The organism is Glycocaulis abyssi, from assembly GCF_041429775.1.
Classification (GTDB): Bacteria; Pseudomonadota; Alphaproteobacteria; order Caulobacterales; family Maricaulaceae; genus Glycocaulis; species Glycocaulis abyssi.
Genome location: NZ_CP163421.1, coordinates 724,024 through 746,980, shown reverse-complemented (window position 1 = coordinate 746,980; position 22,957 = coordinate 724,024). Strand labels below are relative to the sequence as shown.

Genomic DNA, 22,957 nt, shown 5'->3' with positions numbered 1-22,957 from the left:
GTGGGGAACGAGGGTATCGATCATCAGTTCGCTATCCCGCCACGCGGGGTATCGGTGGGGTTGTTTATCTCGGCCTGAAACAGGCCCAGCATCTCGTTTAACGCAGCATCAGGGCTCGCGGCCTTCCCCGTCTGAGCCAGTGCTATCGCCATATGCCGGGAAAAGTCGGCCAGCAGAATGCCCGCATGGCTGCCGCTTTCTATCACCTCGGTATCGATGTGCACGGTGACGTCGCCGTCATCGGCACGAAAAGCAACGAAGAATGGAGAAGCATCCTGCTGCATGGCACCTACTCCGCGTACGTGACGGCTTTGACCGCCTTGATGATGTCATCGACACCCGGCAAAGCGAGTTTTTCAAGGTTCGCGGCATAGGGCAGCGGCACATCTTCCTGATGCACACGCGCGGGCGGCGCATCGAGATAGTCAAACGCCTCTGCGGTGACGACGGCGGCGATTTCCGCGCCGACGCCCATGCGGCCCCAGCCCTCTTCGGCGCAGACGATGCGATTGGTCTTCTTCACGCTTTCCACCACCGTCTCGGTATCCAGCGGGCGCAGGGTGCGAAGATCAATCACCTCGCACTCAATGCCCTCCTGGCTGAGCTTTTCGGCCGCCTGCAGGGCGAAGCCGACCATGCGCGAATGCGCCGTAATGGTACAATCAGAGCCCTCGCGGCGGATTTTCGCCTTGCCGATGGGCAGCACCCAGTCGTCCACATCCGGCACGTCAAAGCTTTCGCCATAGATGAGCTCGTGTTCCAGGAACACGACCGGGTTGGGATCACGGATCGCGGCTTTCAGAAGGCCCTTGGCGTCCGCAGCATCATAGGGCGCGACGACTTTCAGGCCTGGCACATTGGCATACCAGGCCGAATAGTCCTGGCTGTGCTGAGCGCCGACGCGGCTCGCCGCGCTGTTCGGCCCACGGAACACGATGGGACAGCCCATCTGCCCGCCGGACATGTAGAGCGTTTTCGCGGCCGAGTTGATGATGTGGTCAATCGCCTGCATGGCGAAGTTGAAGGTCATGAACTCCACGACGGGTTTCAGGCCCGCAAACGCTGCCCCGACGCCAACACCGGCAAAGCCGTGCTCGGTGATCGGGGTATCAACGACGCGTTTGGCTCCGAATTCCTCCAGCAGCCCGCGCGTGACCTTGTAGGCCCCCTCATACTCGGCCACTTCCTCGCCCATGACGAAGACGCGCTCATCGCGGCGCATTTCCTCGGCCATCGCATCGCGCAGCGCGTCGCGCACCGTGGTGGAGACCATCTTGGTGCCTTCAGGGATTTCCGGGTCCTTGAGGGAGGAGGATTTGGCCTTCTTCTCACCGCCCTCGTCCTTCGAGACGGATGCTTTCGCATCCTCCTCAGGATGAGGGCTAGCCTCCTCCGAATCCTTTTCCTCCTCATCCTGAGGAGCGCTCTTCTGCGAAGAGGCCGATTTCACCGCCTCATCGCTCTCGCCTTCCTCTTTCAGGATCGCGATGGGCGCGTTGACCTTCACGCCTTCACTGCCCTCTTCGACCAGCAGCTTGGCAACGATGCCTTCCTCGACGGCTTCCACTTCCATGGTGGCCTTGTCGGTCTCGATCTCGGCGATCACATCGCCGGATTTCACCTCATCGCCTTCCTTGACGAGCCAGCGGGCGAGCGTGCCTTCCTCCATCGTGGGAGAGAGAGCGGGCATGAGAACTTCGATGGTCATGGTCAATTATGCTCCGCATGGGAGCCGCGCGCCGGCGGCGTCTGATCGAGTGGAAAGTCGCATTCCGGGCGTGGTCGCTCAGGGATTCCGCGCAGTCCTCCCGGTGGGACCTGTATCTCGACGATGCCAGTTTCCGGATCGGGCTCGCTTTCAATCAGTTGTTCTTGCGACTGCCAGTAGGCGTCATAGAACGCGACCCAGTTTTCTATCGATAATTCGCATCCTTGGCGGCGCGCCCAATAGCCCTCCACGACCACCCCGGACATATCATCGGCGTGTTGAAAACCCGTGTCGCGCAGTTCCTGTGCTAGAGGGGTATCGGGATAAATCCAGTTGTTCCTGATCCACATCCCCAAGCCGAAGTGCGTACGTCCGAGGAGTTCGTTATATGCCATCCCGTCAAGCTGAGACTTCGATTCCGCAGTCAACAACTCATCGAGGCAATCCAGCGCGCCGTCATAGTCCTCAGGAATACAAGAGGGTTCGGTCTGCACAAGCAGCGCGGCAGCCAACACCATAGAGAAAATTCCCGAAAGCATATCAGCCCTCCACCAGCACGTCGGTGTAGAGCTCGGACGGATCGGGCTCGGGGCTCGACTGGGCGAACTCGGCCAATTCCTGGACGATCTTCCTGATCTCTTTTTCCATCTCTTTGAGCTGGTCCTCGGTGGCAAACTTGCCATCCAGGATGCGCTTGCGGGCGAGATCAATCGGGTCCTTGTGCTCGCGATACTCGTTGACCTCGTCACGCGTGCGGTATTTGGCCGGATCGGACATGGAGTGGCCGCGATAGCGGTAGGTCTTCATCTCCAGAATGTACGGTCCCTTGCCCGAGCGGGCGTGCTCCACGGCCTTTTTCGCGGCTTCATAGACGGCGTTCACGTCCATCCCGTCGACTTCCTCGCCGGGGATATTGAACGAGACGCCGCGCTTGAACAGATGGGTTTCGGACGAGGAGCGTTTTACGCTTGTGCCCATGGCGTACTGGTTGTTCTCGATGACATAGACCACCGGCAGGTTCCAGATCTTGGCCATGTTGAAGCTCTCATAGACCTGGCCCTGATTGGCGGCGCCGTCACCGAAATAGGTGGCGCACACCTTTCCGTCCTCGCGATAGGCATTGGCGAAGGCGAGGCCCGTTCCCAGCGAGACCTGCGCACCCACAATGCCGTGCCCGCCAAAGAACTGCTTCTCGCGGCTGAACATGTGCATGGAGCCGCCCTTGCCGCGCGAATAGCCCCCTTCCCGGCCCGTCAGCTCCGCCATCACGCCATTGGCCGTCATGCCGGCTGCCAGCATGTGACCGTGATCGCGGTAGCCGGTGATGACCTGATCGCCCTCGCGCAACGCGCTCTGCACGCCGACCACGACCGCTTCCTGGCCAATATAGAGATGGCAGAAACCGGCAATCAGACCCATGCCGTAAAGCTGGCCCGCCTTCTCCTCGAAGCGGCGGATCAGCAGCATGTCGCGATACCAGCCGATATATTCGTCTGCGCCGGGCCCTGCGGCCTTCTTGGCGCGGGACGGAGATTTGGAGGAGGCAGATCGGCGAGCAGCCATACTTCACACGCGAAATAATATCGCGCTCCCTTGTCAAGAACTGACGCGGGAGTATCAGACAGACGCCTGCCGGGTAAAGCCTGAAACGGTAGTTTCGCGCATGCGAATAATCGTGCTGCGACGCAGCAATATTCAGTATGCGATGGGTTGTGGCTCCAGGCGCACAATGATCTCGTGCGGATGGGCGAAGTTGAGCACGTCCCTCGCCCTCTCCTCGACATAATCGAGATCAAGTTCGCCGGAGCTGGGGGAAAGCCGGGCCACCCGGTCTTCCAGCCGCATACGCTCGGCGCGCGCATCAGCGAGTTCCGCTTCGGCCTGGGCAATGCGCGCCGAAACGACCGCCTGCTGCACGAAGCCGCGGTCAGAATAGAAGGCGTGATGGGCGACATAGCCCAGCACGCCCACCATAACGCCTATCAGGATGAAGCGCTTTAGCGCATTCATACCCGCCTCCATCCACCGTCCGCCTTTTGCGGATCGAACGGCCGGAGACTATCGCGATAGCGTAAAGGAAACGTTAGGCGAATCGTTAATCAGGGTGATTCGAATGCCTACTCCGCAGCGATTGAACTGCGCCCGGCATAGACCGCCATATCGCCCAGCTCGGCTTCGATACGCAGAAGCTGGTTGTACTTTGCCGTGCGGTCTGCGCGCGCCAGCGAACCGGTCTTGATCTGCCCGCAATTGGTGGCGACGGCGAGGTCGGCAATCGTGTTGTCCTCGGTTTCGCCAGAGCGGTGGCTCATCACTGCGCCATAGCCGGCACGCAGGGCCATCTCGACCGCATCCAGCGTTTCAGAGAGCGTGCCGATCTGGTTGACCTTCACCAGAATGGCGTTGGCTGCACCCTCCTGGATGCCACGGTGGAGACGCTCAGGGTTGGTCACGAACAGATCATCGCCTACGAGCTGGCAATCGCCTTCCAGCGCTGCGGTAAGGAGGTTCCAGCCCTCCCAGTCATCCTCGGCCATGCCGTCTTCGACGGAGATGATGGGATAGGAAGCGACGAGGCCCTGCAGATAGGCGGTGAAGCCCACGCCATCATAGGTCTTGCCCGCGCCTTCCAGCACATATTTGCCATCGCGGAAAAATTCGGTGGAGGCGACATCCAGCGCCAGCACCACGTTCTCGCCCGGCTTGTAGCCCGCATTCTCGACGGCCGCCATGATGGCATCGAGCGCCTCTTCGGGGCTGCGCAGATTGGGCGCAAAGCCCCCCTCATCGCCGACATTGGTGTTGAAACCATCAGCCTTCAGGCGCGCGCGCAGGGCGTGGAAGATTTCCGCGCCGCACTGGAGCGCATCGGAAAACCGGTCAAAGCCGGTCGGCATGATCATGAATTCCTGGAAATCGATGGGATTATCCGCGTGTGCGCCGCCATTGATGATGTTCATCATCGGGGTCGGCAGGACGCGCGCATTCACCCCGCCCAGATAGCGGTAGAGAGGCATATTGACCGAAAGGGCCGACGCCTTGGCCGCTGCCAGCGACACGCCCAGCATGGCGTTCGCGCCCAGACGCGCCTTGTTGGGCGTGCCGTCGAGCGCAATCAGCGTCTGGTCGATGCGGCGCTGCTCCTCGGCGTCAAAGCCCGCCAGCGCATCGAAAATCTCGCCCTCGACCGCCTCAATCGCCTTGCGGACACCCTTGCCGCCATACCGGTCACCGCCATCGCGCAGCTCTACCGCCTCGTGCGCGCCCGTGGAGGCACCGCTGGGGACGGCTGCGCGGCCGACGGAGCCATCTTCCAGCTCGACATCCACCTCGATCGTGGGATTGCCCCGGCTGTCGAGAATCTCGCGCGCAATGATGTCGGTGATGGCGGTCATGGGGCATTGTCCTTGGCATTAAAGGCGCGGAGAGGGTTCACCCGCGCCGAAAAGGGTTTCTGGCGCGCTTGATAGCCGAGGGCCGGTCAAGACAAAAGCCCCGCGCGGGGAATCGCGCAGGGCTTTTGATAAGCTGTCAGACTTGCCCGCGCCGCAGCGCGAAAGGGCTAGTCTTCTTTCGGCGTGAGAATCTGCTTGCCGCGATACATGCCGGTCTTCAGGTCGACATGGTGCGGACGGCGCAGCTCGCCGGTGTCCTTGTCCTCGACATAGGCCGTGGTGCCGATCGCGTCGTGGCCGCGGCGCATGCCACGCTTGGACGGGGAGGTTTTGCGCTTAGGGACCGCCATGGGTCTCTCCTGAACTTGTCGTTTTCAAAAATCTGTCTGGCCTCGCGATTGCACGCGAAGCAGTGAGCGGCGGGCTATACCTGTTTGCAAAGACCAAGGCAACCGCTCTGGTGCGCCGTGTATGCGAGTGTGATCGGGTTACAGGTGATTCGCATCGCGTTTTGCGCTAGTATCCCCTCAAGCAGTCCCGCCCGCAGGCCAGACGACATCAAGGCTCGGAACTTACTGTTGAGATGAGTCGGTAGGACCTCTGGCGCGGACTGCGGTTCTATGATCCCCCTACACCAGCCTTGAATGCTCCATGGCTGCCGCGATGAAGCTGGCAAACAGCGGATGCGGATCGAAGGGGCGTGATTTGTATTCCGGGTGGAACTGCACCCCGACAAACCAGGGATGGTCCTTGTGCTCGACGATCTCCGGCAGCAGGCCGTCCGGTGACAGTCCGGAGAAGATGAGGCCGTGGGCCTCCAGCTGCTCACGGTAGGCGATATTCACCTCATAGCGGTGGCGGTGGCGCTCGGAAATAAGCTCCTCGCTGTAGATTTCCCGCGCTTTGGTACCGGCAACCAGCTGGGCCGGGTAGGCCCCCAGACGCATCGTGCCGCCGAGATCGCCCGCTTTCGAGCGGCGTTCCAGCTCATTGCCCTTGGCCCATTCGGTCATCAGGCCGACCAGCGGCACTTTGGGCTCGCCAAATTCGCTGCTGCCCGCGCCATCAATGCCCGCCAGATTGCGCGCGGCCTCGATGACGGCCATCTGCATGCCAAAGCAGATGCCGAAATAGGGAATCTTGCGCTCGCGGGCGAATTTCGCTGCCGCGATCTTGCCTTCCGCGCCGCGCTCTCCAAACCCGCCCGGCACCAGAATGCCGTGCACGTCTTCCAGAGCGCTGAACGCGTCAGGCTGCTCGAACTGCTCAGAATCCAGCCAGCGCAGCTTGACCTTCACCTCATTGGCGATGCCGCCATGATTGAGGGCTTCCATCAGCGATTTGTAGGCGTCGATCAGCACGGTGTATTTGCCGACAATCGCAATCGTCACCTGCCCGTCAGGCTCGTTCACCGCCTTTGAAATGGCCTGCCACTGCGTCAGGTCAGGCTCCGGCGCATCGGTCAGGCCAAAGCGCTCCAGCACTACGCGGTCAAAGCCCTGGGCATGGTATTCCAGCGGCACGTCATAGAGCGAGGACGCGTCGCGCCCCTCGATGACGGCGTTTTCCGGCACATTGCAGAACAGGGCGATCTTGCGCTTGTCAGAGGGTTCGATCGGTATCTCGCACCGGCACAGCAGAATGTCCGGCTGGATGCCGATGGAGCGAAGCTCCTTGACCGAGTGCTGGGTCGGCTTGGTCTTCATCTCGCCGGCAGCCTTAATGAAGGGCAGCAAGGTGACGTGGATGAAGATGGCGCGGTCGCGGCCAAGCTCCTGACCGAGCTGGCGGATGGCTTCAAAGAAGGGCAGACCCTCGATATCGCCAACCGTGCCGCCAATTTCGCACAGTACGAAATCGACATCGCCTGCGTCAGAGAGGACGAATTGCTTGATGGTGTCGGTAACGTGGGGGATCACCTGCACGGTGGCGCCGAGATAATCGCCCCGGCGCTCGCGCTCGATAATGGTGGAATAGATCCGCCCCGTCGTGATGTTGTCGCCGCGCGTGGCCGATACGCCGGTAAAGCGCTCGTAATGGCCAAGATCGAGATCGGTCTCCGCCCCGTCTTCGGTGACATACACCTCGCCATGCTGATAGGGCGACATCGTGCCCGGATCGACATTGAGATAGGGATCGAGCTTGCGCAGCCGGACGCGGTATCCGCGTGCCTGCAGGAGCGCACCAAGAGCGGCTGAAGCGAGGCCCTTACCAAGAGAGGAGACCACGCCGCCGGTTATGAAAATGTATCGCGGCATGGAAGGACGGGTTAGCGCAGAATCACGCGGCGGGAAAGCCACGCCCTGTCACCGCATGTGATAAAACCGAAAAAAGCGCAGCGCGTCAGCTCAGCTGCCGCAACAGGAACAGCAGCCATAATCCGGCAAGTGCGAGAAAATTGATCGTGAAAACTGCTCCGCGCAGCGGCACATTGCCGGTAAGCGTCTGAACGCCTGTGTGCAGCACCCGTCCGGCGACGAACAGCCAGGCAAGGCAAACAGCGGCGAATGTGACGGACTGCGTGGCCCACAGCACCAGCACTAGCGGGTAGAACAGTACGGGCGCTTCAAACTGGTTGCGCAGGTTGGCGGCAACACGGGCGCCGCGCTCCACATCTGCGCCTGCAAATTGCAAATCAGCATAGGTGCGCTTGCGCGCCCTGACGGCCAGCAGGCGCTCCGCGGTAAGCCACGTGTACAGAAAGGCGACCAGCGCGAGATGAGCCGCAGCAGGCAGCAGGATCGACCGGGCCTCGGCGTTTGCAAGAAGCCCTTCCATATCCGCCCTAGCGGCCCGGCTCTTCGTCAGCGCCCGCAGGTGTGTCGCCGGTATCGCCCTCGAACGGCGCAGGCACGTCTGCGGGCTGATCAGCGGTTTCAGCGGCGGGTGCCTCGTCTGCCGGTATTGGCTCGCCGTCATCATCAAAGCTGAAGGGCAGCGGTCCGCGCTCGTCCTGCGTGCCGACACGGTCGATGACCGATTGCCCGGAAACATCCATTCTCGACAGCGCTGCAAGGGCAATCGAGTTGGCCATGAACACGACGCCCAGGATCATGGTGGTCCGGGTCAGCAGATTGGCTGCGCCCCGGCCCGACATCATGCCGCCCGGTCCGCCGCCGCCAATACCCAGGGCACCGCCCTCGGAACGCTGCATCAGCACGACCGCGACCAGCGCAATCGCCACAAGAATCTGAATGATAAGCAGAATAGTGGTCATGGAGCCTTGAAACGCCTTGTTTTCCGCAAGGCGAAGGCCCGGCGGAGGATCAACTTGCCGCGCGTTGTAGCTCAGCCTCTTTGGATTTGCCACTCTCCAACTGCCGCACAGGCGCAAGCCGCCGGCGAAGGGCCTCAACCGTCATCTCGATTTCCTTGACCGAGGATTCAACAGAGGCCCCGCCCGCAAAGGCCGTCAGCACGCCCATTGCCAGCTCCTTTATCAGGTTCAGATTGGCCATCGTGAACCCGCCCTCGCCCATCATTTCTTCGCAGACCTGATAAAGCGCGAACGCAATCCGGGACGCCTCGCCTGCGCTCTGGCGCGCCAGACGCAGCCGCAATTCCTTGGCCGTGCGCGCCATATCCTCAAGGTCGAGCACTGCCACGTTTCCGGAGCCCAGCTCGCGCAGGCCGACCTCAACACCGACGGTCAGGCGCATGCACAGGCGGCGAATGCGTTCGGCCTCCACCGTGCGGCGCGCTTCGGCAATCCAGCGATTGGCCTCGTCAATCGCGCCCTCATCACCTTCGGTGACCACCTGCAGCGTATTGGGCGCGTCCACCCGGTTGCCCGCACCGATACCCCGGTCGAGGTCCTTGCGGCGGTCCGGCCCGATATAATCACTCGTGACAACGAAGGGCTTGCGTGCCTTGACCAGCGTGCGGATGCGCTCTTCGGCAAAGGCGGTGGAGAACGGCCGGATGATGACGTCATCAACGCCAGAATCGATGGCCTGCTTCATCACAACCCCGTCGCGCACCCAGCTGGTGAACGCGAAGACAACAAACGGATTGCGGCCGAGCTCGCCTGCGCGCACGGCACGCACCGCGCGCAGAAGCTCGTTCTCGTTATTGACGAGTTCGGCAATGATCAGATCCGGGGATGTGTCTTCCAGGCGCCGCTTGAACTCGTTGATCGAGCTCAGGCAGCTGATCTCCCGGAAGCCGATCTCGTGCAGCGCATAGCGCGTATTACGCAGATTGACCCCTACCGGGTCGAACAGCAGCACTGAGGCGCGCCGATAATCGATATTCCTCATCATACCACCCATCACAGGAGGTCTGTTGCCTCCCCCGCTTGATGGCACGATGCCAGTGAAGTCTGAAAATCGCCTTACGAAGATAGGTTAACAAGGCGTGCAAAAACTCGCGGATCAAGGCTAGCCCCGCCGACCAGCGCACCATCAACATCCGGGCAGGCCAGCAACTCACCGGCATTGTCCGGTTTCACCGACCCGCCATAAAGGATGCGCAACGCCTGTGCGTCCGCTCCGGGCCATGCCGCGCGGATTGCCGCATGCATTTCCTGCGCCTCGTCCGGTCCGGCGCTTCGTCCGGTGCCAATAGCCCAGACAGGCTCATAGGCGATGACGATTTTTTCTGCACTGGCTTCAGGCAGGCTGCCCGCCAGCTGCGCCAGAACCGTTTCAATCGCCCGACCCACCTCGCGCTCGTCGAGGTTTTCACCGATGCAGATAATCGGCGTCAGCCCTTCGCGCAGCGCAGCCTCGGCCTTGCTGCGTATCAGAGCATCGCTCTCGCCGTGACCGCTACGGCGTTCGGAATGGCCGACAATGACGTAGCTGCAACCAATATCTTTTAGCATTCCTGCGGAGATATCGCCCGTATAGGCACCGTCGGGCTCAGGCGAACAATCCTGCGCGCCCAGCGCAATGGCCCGGCTGGCGAGCAGCTCCCCAAACGCATGCAGCAAGGTGGCAGGCGGGCAGACCAGAATGTCCACCTCACTGGCCACAAGGGCGTCCTGAAAACGCTCCACCCAGGCCGTATCGGCCAGGCGGCCATTCATTTTCCAGTTGCCTGCGATCAACGGGCGGCGAATTGTCATGATAGGTCAGTCCCCTGCGGCAAGCACGAGTGAGCGATACCAGCCCGCCCGGCGCGGAGCAAACCCTGTTGGTTTCGCGCAGGCAGCAGCCTTGCCGGAAGCGCCCGCCATGGTTAGGGTCCGCGGCCTTGGCCAGCCAAGCCTGTCACAGCCTCTCTCACCGGTGTAATTGACGCTCCATGCTTTCATCGATCCGAAACCTTGCCCGCTCTCCGATTGCCGTTCTGGTCATCATCGTTCCGGTGGTCGCCGCCTTTGCGCTGTTCGGAATCAACGACATCTTCACCGGCACCGGCAATGCGGTCGCCACGGTAGGATCCGAACGCGTGACGCTGCAGGATGTAAGCCGGACGATGCAGCGCGAAATGCGCCGTATCCAGATGGAAAATCCGCGCATGACGCAGCAGGAAGCTGATGAGGCAGGGCTGGGCGATAATGTCATGAACCTGCTGGTTGCGCAGGCCGCGATCAATGCGCAGGCCCGTGAACTGGGCATTGCGGCAACCGATGAGCAGGTCTTTGAGCTGATCCACGGCGCCCCGGCCTTCCAGAGCGTGTTCTCCAACCGCTTTGACCCGGCAGCCTATCAGGAATGGCTGCGTCAGGAGGGCTGGACCGCCAATGCTTTCGAGGCGCAATTGCGCGGTGATCTGCGCCGCCAGCAGTTTATCGATGCCGCTCTTGCCGGTGCGACACCGCCCGCGATCTTCGGTGAAATGCGCGCGCGCTATCAGGGCGAGACGCGCACGATCCGCGCCCTCCTGATCCCGCCTGCGCTGGCTGGCGAGGTGGGAACACCGGACGACGAGACGCTGGAAGCGTTCATTGCCGAGAACGCGGCATTCTTCACCCTGCCCGAACAGCGCCGCATCACGCTGGTACGCCTTGATCCGCAACTGGTGGCGCCGGACGTCGCCGTGGACGAGGACGAGCTGCGCGAACTTTACGAGATGCGCCTGGAGACGGGTGAGCTGGCCGACGCGCCGCTGCGCACTTTCCTGCAATGGGTGACGCCCGACCAGCAGACTGCCGAAAACATCGTCGAGCGGCTGGGTGCTGGCGAATCTCCGTCCAGCATCGCTGCGGCAACCGGGCTGGGCGATCCGGTGCGTCTTGAAGACGTGGAACAGTTTGCCGTTCCCGATCAGGTCATCGGCCGGGCAGCGTTCGAGATGACACAGGGCGAAGCGCGCGCGGTTCAAGGGCGTCTTGGCTGGCGCGCGGTCTATGTTGAAGCGGCGACCGATCCCGAAATTCCCGCGTTTGAAGCCGTTGCCGACGAACTTCGCACCGAGCTGGCTGGCGACGCAGCAGACTACCGCGTGCTTGACGCACTGGCCGAGTTCGAGGACCAGCGCGGGCGGGGCGCCACGCTGGAAGAGGCCGCAGAGGGCGCAGGCATTCCGCTGGAACGCTTCGACTACATGACGCCGGACGCGTTTGAAATTTCGTCTGGCGCGCCGCTGATGAGCATTATCCGCGAGGAAACCATTCTGGAGGCCGCGCGGACCACGCAGGAAGGTTTCGAATCCGATCTCACCCCCTTTGGTGACGGCGGATATTTCATTCTCCGCGTCGACGCCGTCCGGGCCAGCGAGCTTGCACCGCTGGCTGATGTCCGCGAACAGGCCGAAGCTTTCTGGCGTCTGCGCCAGATCGACGACCGGCTGCAGGACACCGTCACAGAGGCCCTGTCGCGGGCGGAAGCCGGTGAAAGCCTTGATGCTATTGCCGCCAGCATTCCCGGGACCCGTGTGGAGGAAACCACGCTGACGCGCGGGCAGACCGCAGGCCCGTTCACGCAAACCCTGGTCAACGCCGCTTTCCGCGCCCGCCCGGACACGCCCTTTGAAGCGCGCGCAGGCGATCAGCGCACGCGGACGGTTGCTATTGTCACGGCCATTACGCCCGGCTCTGCCGAGCTTGATAGCGATGCACGCCAGGCCGTGATCGAGGGCTATGAGAGCGATATCGTCATCGCGCTGGAGCGGGCTCTGCTCGACAGCTACGATGTGCGTATCAATACCCAGTTGCGAGACGCGGCCCTTGGCCGCACAGACATCGACTAGGCGGTGGCTCCATGGCGCTATCGCGAGCCGATATCGACGCGGCGATTGCCCGCTGTCAGTCGCATGGGCGGGTTCTCGTAACCGCGCAGCGCGTCGATGATCTGGAAACACCTGTGTCCGCCTATCTGAAACTGTCGGGCGCAGCGCCTTACAGCTGCCTTCTGGAGAGCGTTGAGGGCGGTGCCTATCGGGGGCGCTACTCGGCCATCGGCCTTGATCCTGACCTGATCTGGAAAAGCGAAAACGGCGCAGCTTCCATAGCGCGCGCCGACAGCTCCAATGGCCGTCCTGACCGGTTTGAACCGGCTGGCGCGCCGCTGGAGTCACTCAGGGCACTGATTGAGGAATCGGCGCTGGACATGCCCGGCGGGCTTGCACCCATCGCTGCGGGGCTATTCGGCTATCTTGGCTATGACATGATCCGCGAGGTCGAGCGGCTGCCATCACTGGCCGCGCCTGATCCGCTAGGCACACCGGACGGGCTGCTGATGCGCCCGCGCGTGATGATCGTGTTCGATGCCATCGCCCAGGAAATCACCGCCGCCGCTCCGGCGCGCATCAGCAAGGGCGAAACCGCGCGCGAGGCGGTCGAGGCCGCCGTCAGGCGTATCGAAGCGGTGTTTGAGCGCCTTGATGCGCCCGCATCCGGCCACCGGGCCGGGACACCGGCTGCTCCCATGGACGCCCCTGCCAGCAATATGGCCGAAACGGCCTTCCGGGGGAATGTGGAGAAGGCAAAGGCGTATATCCGCGCCGGTGACGCCTTCCAGATTGTGGGAAGCCAGCGCTTTTCCGCGCCGTTCAGCCTGCCGCCTTTTGCGCTCTACCGCTCGCTCAGACGCACCAACCCGTCGCCATTTCTGTTCTTCTTCGATTTTGACGGCTTTGCCATTGCAGGCTCCAGCCCGGAAATCCAGGTGCGTGTGCGCGATGGCAAGGTGACGCTGCGGCCGCTGGCAGGCACACGCCCGCGCGGTTCAACGCCCGAACAGGACGCGGCCAACGAAGCGGAGCTGAAAGCCGATCCCAAGGAGCTGGCAGAGCACCTGATGTTGCTGGATCTCGGCCGCAATGATGTGGGCCGTGTGGCAAAGCCCGGCAGCGTGCGCGTGACAGAACGCGAAGTTATCGAGCGCTACAGCCATGTCATGCATATCGTGTCCAATGTGGAAGGCGAGCTTGATCCTGAGCACGACGCGGTATCGGCGCTCTTTGCCGGCTTTCCAGCCGGTACGGTTTCAGGTGCGCCCAAGGTGCGCGCCATGGAGATCATCGACGAGATGGAACCCCACCGGCGCGGGATATATTCCGGCGCGGTCGGCTATTTCGGCGCCGATGGCAGCCTTGATACCTGCATCGCCCTGCGCACCGCCATCATCAAGGACGGCACGATGTATGTGCAGGCAGGCGCAGGCATGGTGCTCGATTCCGATCCCGAAGCCGAGCGTCAGGAATCGATCAACAAAGCAAAAGCGGTGTTCCGCGCCGCCGACGAGGCGTGGCGTTTCGTCTAGCTCGACCGGCGCTGCGCGCGTGCTGCGGCGAGTTGCGAGACGGTCACCAGTTCCACACCCGCCCGTTCGGCGCGCTCTGCCAGCGTTTCCAGCGCCGCCAGCGTCATCGCATGGGGGTGGCCGATGGCTATAGCCGACCCGTTAGCCAGCGCGCGGTCCAGCGCCTGATCAATCGCCGCGTCTACTGCCTCGCGCGTCCGCACATGATCGAGAAAAATGTCGCGGCGCAGCGCCGGAAGGCCCGCGCGCGCTGCTGCGCCGGCTGCCACGCTGCGCGGATGGGTGAGCGAATCGACGAAGATCAGCTGCGACCCGCGAAGGGATTCAAACACCCGCTCCATGGCCGCCGCGTCTGCGGTCATGGCGCTGCCCATGTGGTTGTTGAAACCGGCCGCGCCCGGCACACGCGACAGCGCCCAGCCGAGCCTGCGGGACATCTCCGCCGCATCATGCGCACGGATCAGCGCATTGGGGCCGGGGTCTGCCAGACCTACCGGCTCCATTGGCAGGTGCAAGAACACCTCCAGACCTTCGCGCGACGCCGCACGCGCAATCTCCGGCGCGGCCTGCGCAAATGGCAGGATAGACAGCGTGATGGGCAGACCAGCGCCGATAAACGCATCGGCCACCGCCCGGTCCGGCCCGATATCGTCAATGATGACGGCCAGCATGGGCCGGGAGCCCGCAGCTACGGGCATGGCACCGGAAAGAGATGGCAAAGCCGCGTCCGGCAGGGCTGGTGCCAGATCAACCATAGGCTCTGCGTGTGCGGTCCTGTCTGCCGGTTGCGCGGCAGGCTCCACCGCATCCCGGTTGCCCAGCTGAAACGCCAACCCGGCAAGCAGCAGCATCGCCGCGGCGGCGGCGCTGGCCATGTGGATGACGCTGGTTGCGGGCGAGGACATGAAAATCATGCATAAGGTGAGTCGCAAACGTTGGCGGCCTTGCATTGCCCGACTAGATTGCCTTGCCGCGCCGCAATATGGACCGCCCAGACATGCTGCTAATCATCGACAATTACGACAGCTTCACCTTCAACCTGGTTCACTATTTCCAGGAGCTCGGCGCGCAGACCCGCGTGATCCGCAATGATGCGATGAGCGCTGCGGACGCGCTGGCGCTGGGTGCTGAGGCTATCGTCCTGTCGCCCGGACCGTGCGACCCTGACCGCGCGGGCATGTGCCTTGATGTACTGCGCGAGGCACCGGCGGATCTGCCAATTCTTGGCGTGTGCCTTGGCCATCAGGCGATGGGACAGGTCTATGGCGGCAAGGTGGTGCAGGCGCGCGAGATCATGCACGGCAAGACCAGCCCGATCACGCATGACGCTACGGGCGTGTTTGCCGGCCTGCCTTCGCCCTTCGCCGCAACGCGCTACCACTCACTGGCCGTCGAGCTGCCGCAAACCAGCGACATGATCGTCAATGCCCGCACGGCTGACGGCGAGATCATGGGGCTGCGTCACCGCTCCCGGCCCGTGCATGGCGTCCAGTTCCACCCTGAATCCATCGCCTCCGAACACGGCCACACCCTGTTGAAGAACTTTCTGGGCGAAATCCCGCGCCGGACAGGCAAAGCCGCATGAGCCAGATGCGCCCGGCCATATCCGCCCTGGCGGGCGGGAATCTGCCATCCACGCACGCGCTGGAGGCGGCCTTTGACGCGCTGATGGACGGGGAGGCTGATCCGGCGGAGATTGGCGGCTTCCTGATTGGTCTGGCCGCCATTGGCGAGAATCCGGGCGTTCTGGCAACCGGCGCACGCGCCATGCGCGCGCGCATGCGCTCCATCACCGCGCCTGCTGATGCCATCGACACGTGCGGAACTGGCGGCGACGCACGGGGAACCTGGAATATCTCCACCGCCGCCGCACTGGTCGCCGCCAGCGCCGGAGCGGTTGTCGCAAAGCACGGTAACAAGGCCGCATCATCAAAGTCGGGCTCGGCAGAAGTGCTGGAATCGTCCGGCGTCAATCTGATGGCCTCACCAGAGCAGACCGAACGCGCGCTGAAAGAGGCTGGCGTCGCCTTCCTGTTCGCGCAGGCCCATCACGGCGCGGTGCGCCACGTGGCCCCGGCACGCAAGACGCTGGGCGTGCGCACCGTGTTCAACCTGCTGGGTCCGCTATCCAATCCGGCCGGCACGCGCCGCCAGCTGCTGGGCGTGTTCGACCGGCGCTGGCTGGTGCCGATGGCGCAGGCTTTGCGCGATCTGGGCGCCGAACGGGCCTGGATCGTCCATGGCGAAGACGGCCTCGACGAGATCACCACCACCGGCGCGACCCATATTGCGAGTCTGGAGGCTGATGGCAGCGTGCGCGAGTTTACCGTCACGCCTGAAGATGCAGGATTGCCCCGCGCGAGCCTCGATGATCTCAAGGGCGGGGAACCGGCCGAGAATGCCGCAGCCCTGCACCGCCTGCTACAAGGCGAAAAGGGGCCTTACCGCGATATCGTGCTGTTCAATGCCAGCGCCGCGCTGGTGCTTGCCGGAAAGGCAGAGGGCCTCAAAGACGGGGTGGCACTGGCAGCCGCCGCCATCGACGATGGCCGCGCCGCCGCCACGCTGGAAAAGCTCGTCCAGATTACCAACACCTGAGGAATGCCGCCCATGACTGACACGCTGGAGCGCATCGGCGTCTACAAGCGCGCTGACACCGCGCGCCGCAAGGCGGCCCTGAGCTATGCGCAGATATCGGAAAAGGCCCAGGCTGCGCCGCCAGTGCGCGGCTTTCTTGATAACCTGCAATCCCGGCAAGCCGCAGATGGGCTGGCCCTGATCGCGGAGATCAAGAAGGCAAGCCCCTCACGCGGCCTGATCCGCGCTGATTTCAACCCGCCAGCCCTTGCCCGCGCCTATGAGGCGGGCGGCGCGGCCTGCCTCTCCATCCTCACCGATACCGAAAGCTTTCAGGGAGCCGACCACCATCTTGTAGAGGCGCGCGCGGCCGTGTCCCTGCCCGTATTGCGCAAGGACTTCCTCTACGATCCGTGGCAGGTGGCAGAATCGCGCGCGCTGGGGGCTGACTGCATTCTCGTCATCATGGCGGCCGTGGACGACGCCCTTGCCGCCGATCTGGTGGCGGAGGCCGCGCACTGGAATATGGATGCCCTTATCGAGGTGCATGACCGCGCAGAGCTGGAGCGGGCGCTCGCCCTGCCCTCGCCGCTGATCGGCATCAATAACCGCAATCTGCGCACGTTCGACGTGACGCTGGCCACATTCGAGGCGCTGAGCGCCTCGGTGCCGGATGACCGCTTCCTGGTCGCCGAAAGCGGGATTTTCAACGCCGATGACGCTGAGCGCGTGCGCCGGTCCGGCGCAAAAGCCCTGCTGGTCGGTGAAAGCCTGATGCGCCAGGCCGATGTTGCCGCAGCGGTGAAAACGCTGATGAACTTCGCGTGAGAGCGGGCACAACCCTTGACGGGCGAGCGGAACAGGCGTAGAACAAACCGTGGCCTTTCTGGCTTTGTTCCTTTGTTGACTGGAGATCAGACCCCCTCATGCTGACCCGCAAACAACACGAGCTTCTGCTCTTCATTCACAAGCGCCTGTCCGAGGATGGCGTTTCTCCTTCTTTTGACGAGATGAAAGAGGCTTTGCAGCTGGCGTCGAAATCCGGTGTGCACCGTCTGGTCAGCGCGCTGGAGGAGCGCGGCTTCATTCGCCGTCTTGCCCACCGCGCCCGCGCGCTCGAAGTGCTCAAACTCCCCGATGCCTCAGCGCCGCGCGTCAATCCGGCCAGCAATGTGGTCAGCGGCAATTTCGCGCGCCGGGAAATGGAAACAGATTCGGTTGATGTACCGCTGCTGGGCAGAATCGCAGCCGGCGTACCGATCGAGGCGATCCAGCACGAAACCGACCGGTTTGGCGTTCCCTCCCAGATGGTGTCTTCGGGCGAGCATTTCGCGCTGGAGGTCGAAGGCGATTCCATGATCGAAGCAGGCATTCTCGACGGTGATTTTGTCATCATCCGCCGCGGTGATACCGCCAATAATGGCGAGATTGTCGTGGCACTCGTGGATAATGAGGAAGCTACGCTGAAACGCATCCGCCGCAAGGGCGGGTCGATTGCTCTTGAAGCCGCCAACCCGGCCTATGAAACCCGCATTTTCGGGCCGGACCGGGTACAGGTTCAGGGCCGCCTGGTCGGGCTGATCCGCCGCTATCACTGACCCTTTGGAGCCGAGGGCGGGAAAAGGCAGCTAGCTCTCCCGCTCGCGTCCCCAGACGCGGGCTGCGCTGCCATCATTGGCACCGCGAAGGCGGATGATGCGCCCGTCACGGACCCAGAATTCGGCGCTGCCCAACTCTGCGCGGGCCGCATCGTCCAGAACCGGCACCGCGCAACGGCGCTTCTGCCAGGCGCTTACCGTGCCGCGCGCGACCACCAGGTCTGCGCGTACGCAGTCTTCCTCCAGCGAGGCGGGATGCTCGCTGACCGCTACACGCAGCCCCTCGGCCGTGACGACAAGACAGCCCAGCGGATCGCACGCATAATCGCCGCGCGGCGCGGTGCTGAGCCCGGTTCCGGCACGCTGCAACAGTACGCCTGCCTCAAACCGGCCACGGCGGCGGTCACTGACCTGCCAGTCCAGACGCTCGCCGGTTTCACTCGAAATGCTTCTCGAAACCAGAACGCCAGACGAGGTAATCATCATGTCCGGCGGGGCCTGCAACGCCCATAGGGACAATGCCCCGGCAGCAAACGGAATTCCGGCCACCCGCACCAGCCCGCGCCCCAGCGTGGCCAGTGCAAACCCGGTCGCGTAGAGACCTAGCACGATCCCGCCCGGTGCCAGCGCAGGCAAGGCGGCGCCGGGCAGCGATGACGTCCATGTCGCGATGGCCAGCACGATATCCATGCCCATAGCGCTTATCATCAACGGCAAGCCTTCCAGCCCGAATGGGGCCAAGAGCAGCCCCACGACGCCGGCCGGCATCACCCAGAAGCTGAATACCGGCATGGCGACAAGGTTTGCGCCAAACCCATAGGCGGCCATGCGCTGGAAATGGAAGGCGGCAAACAGCCCGGTTGCGCTGCCCGCCACAAGGCTGGTCACGGCGAGCCCTGTAAACGCCGCCTGTACGCGCGCAAACCAGCCATAATCGGCCATGTCGCGGGTGATCCGCCACCTCTGCCAGGCTTCGTAGACGGCGATCAGGGCGGCGGTGGCAGCAAAGCTCATCTGGAAACCCGGCTCGATCACGCTTTCCGGGTTGAACGCGATGATGATGAGTGCGGCCAGTGCAAGCGACTGAAACGACACCGCTCTGCGGCCTATCAGTATCGCCGTGAACATGACCGCAGCCATGACGAAGGCGCGCTGGGTGGAGATAGCGCCGCCCGACAGCAGCAGATAGCCAAGGGCGGCGAGAAGCGCGATCAGCGCTGCGGGCTTTCGCGGATCGTGCGCACGGGCGAAGGGTTCAATCGAGGCGATGAGCCAGCGCACAGCGAAGTAAATACCGCCGGCCAGCAGCGCCATGTGCATGCCTGATATGGCCAGCAGATGACCAAGACCGGACAGCCGCAACGCCTCGGCATGGGCCTCGGTGACGCCTGAGCGCTCCCCGGTCAGCAGCGCGGCGATGACCGGTCCTGAGTTTGGCCCGGCTGCATCGGAAATGCGCTGCGCCAGCCGCCATCGCCACGCCAGAAACGCCCGCTGGCTCTCGGCTCCGGCAATGTCTTCCGGCTGGGGCTGGGAGATGGAAAATCCTGAGAGCGCAACCCGCTGGTACCAGGCCGCCCGCGCACCGTCATAGCCGCCCGCCGCCGCAGGTCCGCGCGGAGGCGACAGGACAGCGCTGACGCGAATGCCATCGCCGGGGGTCAGGGTTTCGGTATTGATCCGCAGGCGCACCCGGTAAGGCGCCGTATCGGCGCGCTGGAGGCTGTCGACACGCAGCAGCACGCGCCCCGAACGCCCCCGGCGCTCAATGCGCTCCACCCAGCCCGTCACGGTGCGGGCGCGGTCGCTGATCTCGATATGGGGCGGGGCAAGGGACAGCGTCCGGCTGTGAACATGGGCATGGCCCGCCAGCGCGCACGCACTCAGCACCACCGCCGCCAGCAGAGCGGGCCGCGCCGTCAGCAACAGACCGGCGGCAAGGCAGATCAGGGCGGACAGCCAGAATACAGGGATCAGCGCCGCATCGGGCTCAATAGGGACGGAGAGATAGACCGCCGCACCCAGCCCTGCAGCAAGCGGCACCCACAAGATCAGATCGGCCGGACGGACGGCCCTTGACGGCAATACAGGTTGCAAAAGACGGCTCAGTGCCGCGGCCATGCCGCCCGACGCCGGGCTGCATTCCCGCCTGATTGACGCCCGTACCGCGTGGATGTAGCGGCGCATGCAGCCACCCTGTGTTGTCACTTCAGCGGTGAGACTATCTCTTTACGTGCCTAACATGCTAATCATCCCGCTCCTTCGCAGCGCAGCAACATCTCGCACGTGCAAAACAGACAAGACATCATCACGCGCTTTGCGCCCTCGCCCACCGGCTTCCTCCATATCGGAGGGGCGCGTACCGCCTTGTTCAACTATCTTTTTGCGCGCCAGGCGGGTGGTCAATTCAAGCTGCGAATTGAAGATACCGACCGCGAGCGCTCCACCACACAAGCCGTGGATGCGATTCTGGCCGGCATGAGCTGGCTGGGCCTGGAATGGGATGGCGATGCCGTGTCCCAGCATGCGCGCGCCGACCGGCACCGCGAAGTGGCCGAAGAGCTGGTCGTGCAAGGAAAGGCATTCCGCTGCTATTGCACGCACGAAGAAGTGGAAAAGCTGCGTGAAGAAGCCTTTGCTGAAGGCCGCGCCCTGCGCTCTCCCTGGCGCGATGGCGGCACGCCGCCCGATGATCGCCGGTTTACGGTCCGCTTTCGCGCGCCGGACAGCGATGTCACGCTGAATGACGCCGTTCAGGGCGAAGTGCGCTGGGCCTCCAAGGAGTTTGACGACCTCATCCTGCTGCGTGCCGATGGCAACCCGACCTATAATCTCGCCGTGGTGGTCGATGACCATGATATGGGCGTGACCCACATCATCCGCGGTGACGATCATCTGGTGAATGGCGGGCGCCAGGCCCAGCTTTACGACGCGCTGGGCTGGGATCGGCCGATCTTTGCCCATATCCCGCTCATTCACGGGCCTGATGGCAAGAAACTGTCCAAGCGCCATGGCGCGCTGGGCGCGGAAGCCTATCGCGATATGGGCTATCTGCCGGAGGGCTTGCGCAATTATCTGGCACGGCTTGGCTGGAGCCATGGCGACCAGGAATTGTTCAGCGATGCGGAACTGATCGCCGCCTTCTCGCTTGAAGGGCTGAACAAGGCCCCTGCCCGGCTCGATTTCGACAAGATGGCGTTTGTGAACCACCATCATATCCGCCAGGCCGACAATACGCGGCTTCTGGCGCTGCTGATGGAACGCCTGGAGGGTCAGGACGGGCTGGTCAGCGGCGCGGTGGCGAACGCCCGGTTAACGCCTGCGATGGATATGCTGAAAGAGCGTTCAAAAACACTCGCCGAAATGGAATCGCAAGCCTATTTTCTCCTCCGCGAACGCCCGTTCAGCCTTGATGATGCGGCGCGCAAGCACCTGTCTCCCGATGCACTCGCGCGGCTTTCCCGCCTGCGCGGTGTGCTCGCCGCACATAATGACTGGAACAGCGAATCCCTGGGCACCGTGCTCAAGGCATTTGCAGAATCCGAAGGCGTTGGCTTTGGCAAGATTGGCCAGCCTTTGCGCGCCGTACTGACCGGAGGCGCCCCGGCGCCCGATATGAGCCTGGTGCTGGGATTGCTGGGCCGCGATGAAACACTTGCCAGGCTGGACGATCACGCCCGCCTGGACTGAACAGACCTGAATTACGTGAAGGGATTGGACCGATGAAGAACAAGACCGACAAAACGGGCTCCGCCCAGCTGACCATTAACGGGAAAACGATCGAGCTGCCGGTTCTGGCTGGCTCCGTAGGCCCCGATGTCATCGATATCCGCACGCTCTACCGCGATGCGGGCGTGTTCACCTACGATCCGGGCTTCACCTCCACAGCCAGCTGTGAAAGCCAGATCACCTATATTGACGGCGATGAAGGCGTGCTGCTCTATCGCGGCTATCCCATTGACCAGCTGGCGGAAAACTCCTCCTTCATCGAGGTGTCCTACCTGCTGCTGCACGGCGAGCTGCCCTCGGCCAAAGAGCTGGAGACGTTTGACTGGACGATCCGCCGGCACACCATGCTGCACGACCAGTTCGACCAGTTCTTCCGCGGCTATCGGCGCGATGCGCACCCGATGGCGGTGATGGTCGGCACGGTCGGCGCGCTGGCCGCCTTCTACCACGACTCCACCGACATCAATGATCCCAAGGCGCGCACCATTGCCAGCCACCGCATGATCGCAAAAATGCCGACGATTGCGGCGCGGGCGTTCAAATACTCGGTCGGCCAGCCCTTCATCAGCCCGCGCAACGAGCTGGACTACGCCTCCAACTTCCTGCGCATGTGCTTTGCCGTGCCTGCCGAGGATTATGAAGTTTCTCCCACGCTGGCCCGCGCGATGGACCGCATCTTCATCCTGCACGCCGATCACGAGCAGAACGCCTCCACCTCGACGGTGCGCCTTGCCGGTTCGTCCGGTGCCAATCCGTTCGCCTGTATCGCGGCCGGCATTGCCTCGCTGTGGGGCCCTGCCCATGGCGGTGCCAACGAGGCCGCGCTCAACATGCTGGAAGAGATCGGGTCGGTTGACCGTATCCCTGAATTCATCAAGCGCGCCAAGGACAAGGATGATCCGTTCCGCCTGATGGGCTTTGGCCACCGCGTCTACAAGAATTACGACCCGCGCGCGAAAGTCATGCGCACCACCTGCCATGAGGTGCTCGACGAGCTGGGCGTGAAGGACGATCCGCTGCTTCAGGTGGCGCTGGAACTGGAGCGTATCGCGCTGGAAGATCCGTATTTTGTCGAGAAGAAGCTCTACCCGAATATCGACTTCTATTCGGGCATCACGCTGCGCGCGATGGGCTTCCCCACCGAGATGTTCACGGTGCTCTTCGCCTTGGCCCGCACGGTTGGCTGGATCGCGCAATGGTCTGAAATGATTGAAGACCCGACCCAGAAGATCGGCCGCCCGCGTCAGGTCTTCACTGGCGCCACCGAGCGTGCCTACCTGCCGGTCAGCAAGCGCTAGA

The 22,957-nt window shown here is 63.1% G+C and carries 22 protein-coding genes; 8 read left to right on the top strand and 14 right to left on the bottom strand.

The features are described 5' to 3' along the window. Nucleotides 1–23: 23 nt before the first annotated feature. The 12 genes from AB6B38_RS03725 to tpiA form a co-directional block, all read right to left on the bottom strand. The gene (locus tag AB6B38_RS03725) at nucleotides 24–284 is read right to left on the bottom strand and encodes a DUF5076 domain-containing protein (RefSeq protein WP_371394415.1); all 261 of its coding nucleotides are present in this window, start codon (nucleotides 282–284) and stop codon (nucleotides 24–26) included. Nucleotides 285–289: 5 nt separating this feature from the next. After that, complete coding sequence (locus AB6B38_RS03720) at nucleotides 290–1,708, bottom strand: pyruvate dehydrogenase complex E1 component subunit beta (RefSeq protein ID WP_371394414.1); 1,419 nt, start codon at nucleotides 1,706–1,708, stop codon at nucleotides 290–292. Between the two features lie 2 nt (nucleotides 1,709–1,710). Then, nucleotides 1,711–2,247: a DUF6794 domain-containing protein gene (locus tag AB6B38_RS03715; RefSeq protein ID WP_371394412.1), complete on the bottom strand. Its 537-nt coding sequence runs from the start codon at nucleotides 2,245–2,247 to the stop codon at nucleotides 1,711–1,713. A gap of 1 nt (nucleotide 2,248) precedes the next feature. After that, nucleotides 2,249–3,271 (bottom strand): pyruvate dehydrogenase (acetyl-transferring) E1 component subunit alpha, encoded by a 1,023-nt coding sequence (gene pdhA, locus AB6B38_RS03710; RefSeq protein WP_371394410.1) that lies wholly within the window; start codon nucleotides 3,269–3,271, stop codon nucleotides 2,249–2,251. Nucleotides 3,272–3,403: 132 nt separating this feature from the next. Further along, nucleotides 3,404–3,718: a septum formation initiator family protein gene (locus AB6B38_RS03705; RefSeq protein WP_371394409.1), complete on the bottom strand. Its 315-nt coding sequence runs from the start codon at nucleotides 3,716–3,718 to the stop codon at nucleotides 3,404–3,406. Nucleotides 3,719–3,825: 107 nt separating this feature from the next. Beyond that, nucleotides 3,826–5,103: a phosphopyruvate hydratase gene (gene eno, locus AB6B38_RS03700; protein ID WP_371394408.1), complete on the bottom strand. Its 1,278-nt coding sequence runs from the start codon at nucleotides 5,101–5,103 to the stop codon at nucleotides 3,826–3,828. Nucleotides 5,104–5,270: 167 nt separating this feature from the next. Next, the gene (gene rpmF / locus AB6B38_RS03695; RefSeq protein WP_036513502.1) at nucleotides 5,271–5,453 is read right to left on the bottom strand and encodes a 50S ribosomal protein L32; all 183 of its coding nucleotides are present in this window, start codon (nucleotides 5,451–5,453) and stop codon (nucleotides 5,271–5,273) included. Between the two features lie 279 nt (nucleotides 5,454–5,732). After that, nucleotides 5,733–7,361 carry a CTP synthase gene (locus AB6B38_RS03690; RefSeq protein WP_371394407.1) on the bottom strand — a complete coding sequence of 543 codons (1,629 nt, stop codon included), beginning with the start codon at nucleotides 7,359–7,361 and terminating at the stop codon, nucleotides 5,733–5,735. 85 nt (nucleotides 7,362–7,446) lie between these two features. Continuing rightward, nucleotides 7,447–7,881 carry an MAPEG family protein gene (locus AB6B38_RS03685; protein ID WP_371394406.1) on the bottom strand — a complete coding sequence of 145 codons (435 nt, stop codon included), beginning with the start codon at nucleotides 7,879–7,881 and terminating at the stop codon, nucleotides 7,447–7,449. Nucleotides 7,882–7,888: 7 nt separating this feature from the next. After that, nucleotides 7,889–8,320 (bottom strand): preprotein translocase subunit SecG, encoded by a 432-nt coding sequence (gene secG, locus AB6B38_RS03680; protein ID WP_371394405.1) that lies wholly within the window; start codon nucleotides 8,318–8,320, stop codon nucleotides 7,889–7,891. A gap of 49 nt (nucleotides 8,321–8,369) precedes the next feature. Further along, a complete protein-coding gene (locus tag AB6B38_RS03675) occupies nucleotides 8,370–9,365 on the bottom strand; it encodes a response regulator receiver protein (RefSeq protein ID WP_371394404.1) in 996 nt (331 codons plus the stop codon). A gap of 71 nt (nucleotides 9,366–9,436) precedes the next feature. Further along, nucleotides 9,437–10,171, bottom strand: coding sequence for a triose-phosphate isomerase (gene tpiA / locus AB6B38_RS03670; protein WP_371394402.1), 735 nt, complete (start codon nucleotides 10,169–10,171; stop codon nucleotides 9,437–9,439). Between the two features lie 179 nt (nucleotides 10,172–10,350). Here tpiA and AB6B38_RS03665 point away from each other — a divergent pair, with 179 nt between their 5' ends. Both AB6B38_RS03665 and trpE read left to right on the top strand, forming a co-directional pair. Next, nucleotides 10,351–12,240, top strand: a complete 1,890-nt coding sequence (locus AB6B38_RS03665; RefSeq protein WP_371394401.1) for a SurA N-terminal domain-containing protein — start codon at nucleotides 10,351–10,353, stop codon at nucleotides 12,238–12,240. 11 nt (nucleotides 12,241–12,251) lie between these two features. Then, a complete protein-coding gene (trpE, locus tag AB6B38_RS03660; RefSeq protein WP_371394400.1) occupies nucleotides 12,252–13,754 on the top strand; it encodes an anthranilate synthase component I in 1,503 nt (500 codons plus the stop codon). Here trpE and AB6B38_RS03655 read toward each other — a convergent pair. Continuing rightward, nucleotides 13,751–14,659, bottom strand: a complete 909-nt coding sequence (locus AB6B38_RS03655) for a divergent polysaccharide deacetylase family protein (protein ID WP_371394399.1) — start codon at nucleotides 14,657–14,659, stop codon at nucleotides 13,751–13,753. The genes trpE and AB6B38_RS03655 overlap by 4 nt on opposite strands. 92 nt (nucleotides 14,660–14,751) lie before the next feature. Here AB6B38_RS03655 and AB6B38_RS03650 point away from each other — a divergent pair, with 92 nt between their 5' ends. The 4 genes from AB6B38_RS03650 to lexA all read left to right on the top strand — a co-directional run bounded on the left by AB6B38_RS03650 (nucleotide 14,752) and on the right by lexA (nucleotide 17,929). Then, a complete protein-coding gene (locus AB6B38_RS03650) occupies nucleotides 14,752–15,339 on the top strand; it encodes an aminodeoxychorismate/anthranilate synthase component II (protein ID WP_371394398.1) in 588 nt (195 codons plus the stop codon). Further along, on the top strand, nucleotides 15,336–16,352 hold the full coding sequence (gene trpD / locus AB6B38_RS03645; RefSeq protein WP_371394397.1) for an anthranilate phosphoribosyltransferase: 1,017 nt from the start codon (nucleotides 15,336–15,338) through the stop codon (nucleotides 16,350–16,352). Before AB6B38_RS03650 ends, trpD begins: the two co-directional genes overlap by 4 nt. Nucleotides 16,353–16,364: 12 nt before the next feature. Beyond that, nucleotides 16,365–17,159, top strand: a complete 795-nt coding sequence (gene trpC / locus AB6B38_RS03640) for an indole-3-glycerol phosphate synthase TrpC (protein ID WP_371394396.1) — start codon at nucleotides 16,365–16,367, stop codon at nucleotides 17,157–17,159. Between the two features lie 98 nt (nucleotides 17,160–17,257). Further along, nucleotides 17,258–17,929, top strand: coding sequence for a transcriptional repressor LexA (gene lexA, locus AB6B38_RS03635; RefSeq protein WP_371394395.1), 672 nt, complete (start codon nucleotides 17,258–17,260; stop codon nucleotides 17,927–17,929). Nucleotides 17,930–17,959: 30 nt separating this feature from the next. Here lexA and AB6B38_RS03630 read toward each other — a convergent pair whose 3' ends face one another. After that, complete coding sequence (locus AB6B38_RS03630; RefSeq protein WP_371394394.1) at nucleotides 17,960–20,050, bottom strand: ComEC/Rec2 family competence protein; 2,091 nt, start codon at nucleotides 20,048–20,050, stop codon at nucleotides 17,960–17,962. Nucleotides 20,051–20,215: 165 nt separating this feature from the next. Between AB6B38_RS03630 and gltX the strand changes: the two genes are divergently transcribed. Both gltX and gltA read left to right on the top strand, forming a co-directional pair. Continuing rightward, complete coding sequence (gltX, locus tag AB6B38_RS03625; RefSeq protein ID WP_371394393.1) at nucleotides 20,216–21,619, top strand: glutamate--tRNA ligase; 1,404 nt, start codon at nucleotides 20,216–20,218, stop codon at nucleotides 21,617–21,619. A gap of 32 nt (nucleotides 21,620–21,651) precedes the next feature. Then, the gene (gltA, locus tag AB6B38_RS03620; protein WP_371394392.1) at nucleotides 21,652–22,956 is read left to right on the top strand and encodes a citrate synthase; all 1,305 of its coding nucleotides are present in this window, start codon (nucleotides 21,652–21,654) and stop codon (nucleotides 22,954–22,956) included. Nucleotide 22,957 lies beyond the last annotated feature (1 nt).